Source organism: Actinomadura meyerae (assembly GCF_900188445.1).
Lineage (GTDB): Bacteria > Actinomycetota > Actinomycetes > Streptosporangiales > Streptosporangiaceae > Spirillospora > Spirillospora meyerae.
Genome location: NZ_FZOR01000002.1, coordinates 1 through 9267 on the forward strand (window position 1 = coordinate 1; position 9267 = coordinate 9267).

At 71.9% G+C, this 9267-nt stretch carries 9 protein-coding genes; 2 read left to right on the forward strand and 7 right to left on the reverse strand.

The genetic code is table 11. From position 1 onward, the window contains the following. Positions 1-83 precede the first annotated feature (83 nt). From CHF16_RS02755 to CHF16_RS02780, 6 genes are all read right to left on the reverse strand, one after another. Positions 84-2000, reverse strand: coding sequence for a hypothetical protein (locus CHF16_RS02755; RefSeq protein ID WP_089324306.1), 1917 nt, complete (start codon positions 1998-2000; stop codon positions 84-86). After that, positions 1997-2230: a hypothetical protein gene (locus CHF16_RS02760; RefSeq protein ID WP_089324307.1), complete on the reverse strand. Its 234-nt coding sequence runs from the start codon at positions 2228-2230 to the stop codon at positions 1997-1999. The genes CHF16_RS02755 and CHF16_RS02760 overlap by 4 nt, the downstream gene beginning before the upstream one ends. Before the next feature lie 120 nt (positions 2231-2350). After that, positions 2351-2620 carry a WXG100 family type VII secretion target gene (locus tag CHF16_RS02765; RefSeq protein ID WP_067795563.1) on the reverse strand — a complete coding sequence of 90 codons (270 nt, stop codon included), beginning with the start codon at positions 2618-2620 and terminating at the stop codon, positions 2351-2353. Between the two features lie 218 nt (positions 2621-2838). Continuing rightward, positions 2839-3375, reverse strand: a complete 537-nt coding sequence (locus tag CHF16_RS02770) for a hypothetical protein (RefSeq protein WP_089324308.1) — start codon at positions 3373-3375, stop codon at positions 2839-2841. 124 nt (positions 3376-3499) lie between these two features. Further along, entirely contained in the window at positions 3500-3859 is a 360-nt protein-coding gene (locus CHF16_RS02775) for a hypothetical protein (RefSeq protein ID WP_089324309.1), read from the reverse strand. A 13-nt stretch (positions 3860-3872) separates the two neighbouring features. Continuing rightward, positions 3873-4916: an SPFH domain-containing protein gene (locus CHF16_RS02780; protein ID WP_245868178.1), complete on the reverse strand. Its 1044-nt coding sequence runs from the start codon at positions 4914-4916 to the stop codon at positions 3873-3875. A gap of 202 nt (positions 4917-5118) precedes the next feature. Here CHF16_RS02780 and CHF16_RS02785 point away from each other — a divergent pair, with 202 nt between their 5' ends. Together CHF16_RS02785 and CHF16_RS02790 are read left to right on the forward strand one after the other, a co-directional pair. Next, positions 5119-6891 carry an acetyl/propionyl/methylcrotonyl-CoA carboxylase subunit alpha gene (locus tag CHF16_RS02785; RefSeq protein ID WP_089324310.1) on the forward strand — a complete coding sequence of 591 codons (1773 nt, stop codon included), beginning with the start codon at positions 5119-5121 and terminating at the stop codon, positions 6889-6891. A 157-nt stretch (positions 6892-7048) separates the two neighbouring features. Then, the gene (locus tag CHF16_RS02790; protein ID WP_089324311.1) at positions 7049-8485 is read left to right on the forward strand and encodes a hypothetical protein; all 1437 of its coding nucleotides are present in this window, start codon (positions 7049-7051) and stop codon (positions 8483-8485) included. A 15-nt stretch (positions 8486-8500) separates the two neighbouring features. Here CHF16_RS02790 and CHF16_RS02795 read toward each other — a convergent pair whose 3' ends face one another. After that, positions 8501-9112: an SPFH domain-containing protein gene (locus tag CHF16_RS02795; RefSeq protein WP_179271359.1), complete on the reverse strand. Its 612-nt coding sequence runs from the start codon at positions 9110-9112 to the stop codon at positions 8501-8503. Positions 9113-9267 lie beyond the last annotated feature (155 nt).

A 9267-nucleotide genomic window follows, 5' to 3' on the forward strand; every position in this document is an offset into this window, starting at 1 on the left:
GAGGCTTCAATCGCTTTCACGAACTCCACATGGACCTGCGACGCCTGTGGATATGTGGATAACACCCTGACGGTCAGGCTAATTTAACGGCATTGCATCATGGAGGACAGGATCATCTGGTTCAGCAACTGCTCCACTGCCTCCGTCTCGGTCGCCGGGCCAAGGATTCTTTGATCAGGGCTGTCCGCCAGTCTCTTCGCCGCGACATCGGTCAGTTTTCCGGTCATCGCCAGGATGGTGGCCTCCGCTGCCTTTCCCGCGCCGGGGATTCGCTCCGCCACGAGCGTCGGGGCGATCGGCACGAGGCCGACGGCGGTGCCGACGTACTTGCGCATGCGGTTGAGGTCTTCGGCGAGTCGTGTCTCCTCCGCGCCGATCGCCTGGTGGCGGGCCTCCAGCAGGTGGCCGAACATCCAGCCTTCGCGCGCGATGACGTCGGACAGGTCACCGTGCTCGGCGACCGCCCGGTCGATCGCGAGCTTCGAATGGGCGATCTGGCCCATCAGGAGGCGCTCGTAGGCGGCGGCGTCCCGGGTCACGTCCAGGAGGAGGTAGTCCAGGTCTTCGCCAGTGAGCTGGGTGGGCCCCGCCTTCTTCGTGTACTCGGAGAGTTGGACGATGCCGTGCAGTTTCTCCAGGTGTGCGACGAGGATGTTGGCCATGGCCGGACGCAGGCCGGAGAGTTCGTCGTAGTGCTTCGGGCGGGCGATCGCATCGCCCAGGTCGCCGTGTGAGAGGGCGTCGAAGGGGCCTCGCTCGGGGATCTGCAGGATGCCGCCCTTGACGACGAAGTTCTTGCGGGCGTCGGCTATGAGGATCTTGGCGGCGGCGAAGGCCAGGGTGGTGGACTGGTCGTCTTGGCCCGTGGTGGCGGTCTGGAGGGCCTGGCCTAGGGCGGTGCCGTGGTCGGTGGCGGCCCAGACGGGGCGGCGGTCGTGGAGGAGGTACTGGAGGGTCGAGCCCCCGAAGCCCGGTTCGGTGCCCTGCTCGAACGGGCCCATGTGGACGTGCGTCAGCAGGGCTTGGGAGGCTTCCCGGCCGGAGTTGGCGGCGGCGGTGAAGAGGGCCGCCAGGAAGTCGGTCTTGTTGTCGTTCGGGACGACCTTGGTCGTCGCCGGGTCGAGGGCGTTGCCCAGGCCCGCCTTGCCGGCGAGGGTGGGGAGCGGTTCCTCGCCGAGGGTTTTCCGCAGGCGGCCGTCGTAGGCGATCATGTCGCTGCCGACGATGTCGATGAAGCGGGTGGAGAAGCGGGTGTCGCCGGCGGCAACGAGGAGGGCGGAGAGGGCTTGGTAGCCCACCGTGCCGTGCGGGGGTGCGCTGAGGGGCGGGAAGTTCGCGCGGCCGGCGCGGGTGAGGTTGCGCAGGTAGTCGTCGCCCAGGTAGGCGGCGGTGCCGGGACGGGTGGACAGGGCGAGGCTGCGGCCCAGCATGGCCAGGATCGCGCGGGTCTCGGCGGCGCGCGCGTCGATGCCTTCGCGGTCGTGGCGGACGTCGGCGGTGAGAGGGACGGTCAGGTCCATCGGGAGTTTGAGCAGGGCTTCGGGGCCGAGGGCCTCGAGGAGGCCCTTGGCGAACATCGGGGTGATGTCGCCCGGACGGAGGGCGCGCAGGGCCGCCCTGGCGGCCGGGTCGCCCGATGCCGCGCGGCGGAACAGGTCGGCGCTGCGGCGGCCGGACGCGTAGGCGACCTGGTCGGTGTAGCGGTCGGGGAGCTTCAGGTAGTCGCCGTCCGGGCGGCAGATCGTGAACGCGAGCTTCTGGCGGTCGAGGTCGTGCGCGAGCCGGTTGCGGCGGCGCAGGTCGGAGGCGGCGCGGTCGGCCCAGGCGGCGATGCGTTTGATCTCCATCGCGGGGGCCGTGCTGACCTGGGCGGCGTGCAGCGCCTGCCACAGTTCGTCGGCCAGCTCGGCCAGTTTGGGGGCGGCCTGGGTGAGCTGGCGGGTCATCGCCTCGAACTCGGCCAGCTTCACGCCGCAGGTGTCGGGGTCGAGCCAGGTCATGGGCGGTTCAGTTCGTCTCGGACGAGCTGGAGCGCCTTGCGCAGTTCGGCGTGCAGGGCGGCGTCGCTCTGGTCAAGCTTGCGGGCGAAGGCGCGCGAGGCGGTGCCGCCGACCCAGGCGTGGTCGTCCATCGCCCGGCGCGACGCGGTGAACAGGTGCCAGTGCTCGTCGGACAGGACCTGGATGCGGCCGAGGAGGAACTGCAGTTGCAGCGGCGATGGTTTGCTCACGTGGATCCCTCTGGCGTGGGTCCGGCCGCGGGGTCGCCGGGAGCAGGAGCGGGAAGCGGGGAGCTGAATGCGGGTCCCGACCTCGGGGGGATGGGCCGGGACCCGCGGCTCAGGGGGAGGTCAGCGGGTGGCGGCCTCGATGTTCTGCTGGGACTTGCGGATGTCCTGGCTGCCCTGCTCCAGGGCCAGCGCCATCTTGTCGAAGGCGGTCTTGGCCTCGGCCCAGGCGGCGCGGAAGCGGTCGGCGCCGGGCCCCCACCAGGCGGCGCTGCTGCTCACCGTGCGGCCGTTGAGGTCCTTGATCAGAGCGTCCAGGTTGCGGGAGTGCTTGCTGAAGATACGGGACAGTTCCTCGAGTTCGCCGAGGTTGGCTCCGCGCTTGTCGCCCATCGCTCCGGCCCTTTCGTCGCTGATCGCCGAACGTTTTGCCGTCTGGTGCGGAAAGAATGGCGTCAGCTTACGCCCCATCGATCACGTCAATCCAGCCGCACCTCCCCCGAAACGGCCATATACCTGCCATCTCGGGATGTCCGGATGTGGCCACCACGGGCTTGTGACGCGCATACTTACTGTCCGTCAAGGAAATTTCAGATCGGATCGAAAGGCGCTCAGCGGTCCGCGGTGAGGGGGTCGTTGACCGGGCGGGCGGCCGGGTCCAGGACGCGCTCGGCCACCATGGTGATCTGCTCCCCGGCGGTCCGGAACTCGAACCGGCGGCGCACCGACTGGGTGAGCTTCCCGCCGCCGTACCTCACCTCGGTGTGCTCGACCGCCTCCAGGGTGATGCGGTTCCCGTCGCGGACGGCGCGGCTCGCGTCGAGGCGGGTGCGGGCGCCGGTGTAGGCGGGGCCGCCCGCCACGGGCGCGCGGTTCCGGGTCTCCAGTTCGCGGACGGCCTGCTCCTGTGCGCGCGCCAGGCTCGGGGAGATGCGCACGCCCTGGACCTCGGTCGGCATGGCGCGGCGGTCCTGCGCGTGGACGAGGGCCTGGGAGCGGCGAGCCAGGAAGGCCCGCGCCGCGACGGTCAGCTGCTCGGTGAGGTAGTCCTCGACGGCGGGGGGCTCCCGGTGGACGGCGGACGACGGCGCCGCCAGGCAGGCGGCCAGCACCACCGCCAGGCCGGCCCGGCGCCAGGGGCGCACCATCGGCGGCTCCGGTGATCATGTGCGGGCGGATTCGAGCCGAGGGTACACCGGGTCGAGGCGCCCTTTCGCGGCGAAGCCCGCGCCCCCGGAGCGGGGGGCGCGGGCATTTCCGGGTAATGGCAGGTCAGCTCGCTTCGCTCTGCAGCGCGGCGACGCGGGAACGGGCCTGCGCCATCGCCTCGTGATAGCGCTCCTCCCATTCCGCGTCGCCGTCCGGTATCTCGGCGACCGTCTGGCGGCCCAGTTCGGCGAGTAGGTCCCCGGCGTCGTCGCGGGTGACCTGCCGGACGACGACCGCGGTGACGCCGCCGGACGACTCGGTGTGGGTCTCCCAGCGCGCGCCGCGCTCCAGCGCCGCCCGGCCGGCGGCGGAGCGGTCGGCGGCGGAGCGGTCGGCGGCGGAGCGGTCGGCGAACGCGTACAGCAGCAGGACGACGACGGCGGCCGCGACCGCCAGCGCCACCAGCACGATCAGGAACCGCATGACCGCCTCCCCGTCACTGGCCCCGCAGGAGCGACCCGTTCGGGTTGCCGGGCGCGTACACCGTGATGCCCTGCGGGAGCGCCTTCAGTTCCTCGATCTTCGCGCAGGTCGGGCACTTGTTGTAGCCGTCCTGCCGGGCCTTGTTGGCGGCCGCCTCCGCCTTGGCCGTGGCGACCTTCGCCTGCGCCTCGCTCACCTGCGCGAACGCGGCCTGGGCGCGGTCCACCGCGTCCTGCACCTTCTCCGGCAGGGTGATCCGGACGAGGTTGAAGTGGATGTTGGTGACGAACTTGCCGCCGAGCGTCTGCTCCAGGTCGGCCGCGAGGCTGGTGTTGATCGCGTTCTGCACCTTGGCGATGTTGGCGTTGTTGCTCTGCGCCTTCGCCCCGACGGGCTGGACGGGCCGCGGCTGCGCGGAGGAGTTCTGCACGAGCGCGCAGGAGGAGACGAGCTCGGCGCACCGGAAGCTGTTGATCTGGCTGCGCAGGTCGTTGTCGATCACCGGCCGGACGATCTGGTCGAGGAACGCCGACCAGCCCTTGTCGCCGTCGTAGACGTTGTACATCTCACCGCCGGCGCTGCGGAACTTGCGGGTGCCGTACTTGTCGTCGAACTCCCTGATCACGGAGTGGTCCTGGTTGAGGGTGAAGTACAGCGTCCCCTCGATGCCCATGTTGACGCCGTCGGAGCTCGGCACGGTGACGACGTCCACGCCGGTCTCGTCGCCCTTCCTGGCGTCCGACGTGATCGTGTAGAAGCGCTGCTGCGCGGGGTACTTGTGGACCTGGGAGTACAGGCCGATCCAGACCCGGCCCGAGCCCGGGTCGATCACCTGGCGGATCTTGTTGTTGTCGAAGAACCCGCCGTTGCGGACGACGGCGATCTCGCCGCCGGTCGTCCGCTCGAAGCCGCCGAACAGCGCGCTGAGGACCGGCCAGCCGACGACGACCAGCAGCACCGCGGTGATGACGGCGGTGCGCCGGCGGGGTCTGCTCAGCCCCGACAACCTGCTGCCGGCTCCGGACCGGTTCTTGCCGGACGACTCCTTGTTGGCCACGACCACTCCTCTCGCGCCCGCCCCGTCGGTGTGCGGGTCGCCGATCAGACGGTGGCGGGCGCGGGACGGCTCCCCCGGTCACCAGACCGTTATCTCGCGAAACCTCCCGCTATCCGGGACATGCAGCCCTATAAGGAGGGCCTTACGAAAGGCTGGATCGGCCGTTATCTAGACTGCCTGCGAGGTTAGGGAGGAGACCCACGTGCGCAAGGTCCTGATCGCCAACCGCGGGGAGATCGCGGTACGTATAGCCCGCGCCTGCCGCGACGCGGGGCTGGTGAGTGTGGCGGTGTACGCCGAACCCGATCTGGAGGCGCTGCACGTTCGGGTCGCCGACGAGGCGTTCGCCCTGGGCGGGCAGACCGCCGCCGAGAGCTATCTGAACATCGAGAAGCTGCTGAAGATCGCCGCCGACTCGGGCGCGGACGCCGTCCATCCCGGGTACGGGTTCCTGGCGGAGAACGCCGATTTCGCGGCCGCGGTGGAGAACGCCGGGCTGATCTGGATCGGTCCGCCGCCCGCCGCGATCACCGCGCTGGGCGACAAGGTGCAGGCCCGGCACATCGCGCAGAAGGTCGGCGCGCCGCTGGTGGCCGGCACCAAGGACCCGGTGTCGGGGGCGGACGAGGTCGTCGCGTTCGCCGAGGAGCACGGGCTGCCCATCGCGATCAAGGCCGCGTTCGGCGGCGGCGGCCGCGGGCTGAAGGTGGCGCGGAAGCTGGACGAGGTCGCCGAGCTGTACGAGTCCGCCGTCCGCGAGGCGGTGGGCGCGTTCGGGCGGGGCGAGTGCTTCGTCGAGCGGTACCTCGACAAGCCCCGGCACGTGGAGACCCAGTGCCTCGCCGACAAGCACGGCAACGTGGTCGTGGTATCCACCCGCGACTGCTCGCTCCAGCGCCGGCACCAGAAGCTCGTCGAGGAGGCCCCGGCCCCCTACCTGTCGGACGAGCAGCTCGAACTGCTGTACACCTCGTCCAAGGCCATCCTGAAGGAGGCCGGGTACGTCGGCGCGGGCACCTGCGAGTTCCTCGTCGGCCAGGACGGCACGATCTCGTTCCTGGAGGTCAACACCCGGCTGCAGGTCGAGCACCCGGTCACCGAGGAGGTCACCGGGGTCGACCTGGTCCGCGAGATGTTCCGCATCGCCGACGGCGAGGAGCTCGGCTACGGCGACCCCGAGCTGCGCGGCCACTCGATCGAGTTCCGGCTGAACGCCGAGGACGCGGGCCGCGGGTTCCTGCCGGCGGTCGGCACGCTGACCGCGTGGGAGCCGCCGACCGGCCCCGGCGTCCGCCTGGACGCGGGGTACGGCGCCGGGCAGACCGTCCCGCAGGCGTTCGACTCGCTGATCGCCAAGCTGATCGTGACGGGCGCGACGCGGCGGCAGGCCGTCGAGCGGTCCCGCCGGGCGCTGGCCGAGTTCGTCATCGACGGCATGCCGACGGTGCTGCCGTTCCATCAGGCGGTGCTGGACGACCCGGCGTTCGTGCCGGAGGACGACGAGACGCCGTTCTCCGTCCACACCCGGTGGATCGAGACCGAGTTCGACAACACGATCCCGCCGTTCGACCATGCGCCCGTCGGCGAGGACGAGGCGGCGGACGGCGAGCGGGAGCGCGTCACCGTCGAGGTCGGCGGCCGTCGGATCGAGGTCGTGCTGCCCGCCGGGCTCGGCGCGTCCGCGGCCCCCGCGGCCGGGAAGGCGCAGCCCGCCAAGCGGCGCGGCGGCAAGAAGGGCGGCGGCGCGCAGGCGTCCGGCGACTCCCTGGTCAGCCCGATGCAGGGCACCATCGTCAAGATCGTCGTCGAGGACGGCGCGACCGTCGAGGCCGGGGACACCATCGTGGTCCTGGAGGCCATGAAAATGGAGCAGCCGCTCACCGCGCACAAGGCCGGGACGCTCACCGGCCTGTCCGCCGAGGTCGGGCAGACGGTCTCGGCCGGCGCCGTGATCTGCGAGATCAAGGACAGCTGACGCGCGGCCCGCTCCGCCCGGCCCGCCGGGTGGAGCGGGCCGGGCGTGCTCGCCGGGGCCCGGGGAACGGCGCATGGGTGGTGTGCCCCATGGCGAACCGTCGCAAATCCGTCCAACGGAGGAGGCATCAGGGCGCCTACGTGGGCAGATAGTAGGTATGAGCACCGAGAACCGGGCCATCCGAGCGGCACGCCGGGGCGCCGTCTCGGCGATGATCGGCGCCGTCGCGGTACCGGCGTTCGCCTTCTCCGCCCCCGCGTCCGCCGCCACCCCGGCCGAGCCCGCCGCCGCCCAGGCACAGGCCGTCCGAGCCGTCCAGACCGTCCAGCCCCAGAGCGCCCAGCTCCAGTCCTCCCGGCTCCAGGCCGTCCAGCCCGCGCAGCTGCGGGCCGATACGGTCGGGCAGATCGCGAACGCCCTCGTCGGCTCCCGCCTGTACGTGACGAGCGAGGCCGGGAACGTGCTGTCGGCGGCCGACCAGAACCAGGTCAAGCAGTCCCTCGCCGGGGACCGCGACGCCGACATCCGCGCCGTGGTGATCAGCGACGACGTCACCGCGAGCCAGGTCAGGCAGCTGCTCCCGGCCGTCGCCGAGCGGGTCGGCAAGGGCGAGACGTTCGTCGCCGTGACCGCCGACGGCAGCCGCATGGCGGCGATCTCCAAGAAGCTGGACGCGCGCGAGATCAACCAGATCGTGACGCGCTCGAACGGCATGCCGCTCAAGCAGCGGCTGATCGACTTCGGGGACCGCGCGGAGACGAAGGTCGACGAGAACGCCCGGTCGAGCGCGACCGTCGGGTACGTCGCCCTCGGCCTGGTCGTGCTGCTCGTGGCGGCGGTGACGGCCGCGCTCCTCACCGCCCGCAAGCGCCGCCAGGCCCGCGAGGCGAAGGAGATGGAGGACCTCAAGAAGGGCGTCCAGGAGGACGTCACCCTGCTCGGCGAGGACATCGCCCGCCTCGACCTCGACGTCATGGACAAGAGCCTCGACCCGGCGATCCGCGCGGACTACGAGCACGCCATGAACTCCTACGACCAGGCGAAGTCGGCGACGGAGCGCGCGGCCAGGCCGCAGGACATGGCGGCCGTGACGACGGCGCTGGAGGACGGCCGCTACTTCATGACCGCGACCCGCGCCCGGCTGTCCGGGGATCCCGTACCGGAGCGGCGCGCGCCCTGCTTCTTCAACCCGCAGCACGGGCCGTCCGCCCGGGACGTCATGTGGGCGCCGCCCGGCGGCAGCCTGCGCACCGTCCCGGCGTGCGCGGCCGACGCCGAGGCCGTCGAGCACGGCGGCGACCCCGACGTCCGGATGGTCCCGTACCGGGGCGCGCGGCAGCCGTACTGGAACGCGGGGCCCGCGTACGCGCCCTACGCCGGCGGCTACTACTACGGCTACGGCGGGTTCGACCTGCTCGGCGGGCTATTGATCGGTACCACGCTCGGCTCGCTGATGGGTCCCGGCCTCGGCTGGGGCGGCATGGGCTACGGCGGCATGGACGGCGGGTTCGGCGACGGCGGCGGAGACATCGGCGGCGGCTGGGACTTCGGCGGCGGCGACTTCGGCGGGGGCGGCGACTTCGGCGGCTTCTGACCGCCGCCCTGGCGGTCAGGCGGAGGGCAGGCGCGGCGGGACCACGGTGCTTCCGAGGGCGGCCGCCCTGCCGCCGGCGGAGCGGACCGGGACCGTCGCGTCGGTGATGGAGACGAGGCTCGCGGCCACTCCCCATGGCCGGACCGCCTCGGCGACGCGCCGGACCAGCTCCGGGTCGTCCCCGCCCGCCAGCAGGGACGGCAGGTCCGCCAGGTCCCGGTCCGCTATCAGACCGCGCAGCGCGACCTCGGTCATCGCCTGCGCGGCGGAGGACGGCGCGCCCGAGGTGTCCGCGGCCGCGGCGTACCTGACGGGGTCGTCGGCTCCCATCAGGGCGTGCGCCTTGAGCCGCACGGGCACGCCGTCCCTGGTCATCGCCCGGAACCACAGGTCGTGCGGCCGCGGGCCCGCCGGGACGCGCACGCCGCTGTCGGCGAGCGGCAGCAGGTAGCGCAGCCCGGGGCCGCGGACCCCGCGCGTCCTGCCGAAGCGCCGGACGACGAGCCGTTCGGACGGCCCGACGTGCCGGAGCCCGGAGAGGACGGCCACGGCGACCGCCAGTCCGAGGACGATCAGGAACGCGGTGGACGGGGGAAGCGGGCTCTCTCGTGCGGCGAGCGGGACCATGCGACCTCCTCCACCTGTTCTCACCATCCACCGTCGGCGAAGGGGCGGGGACCCGCCATCGGGTCCGATGCCCATATGGGAGGGGGACGGACATGCAGGTGGGCGGGGGTGGCGCCCCACATGGACAAAGGGGCGTCCCATGCGATGACGTGGTC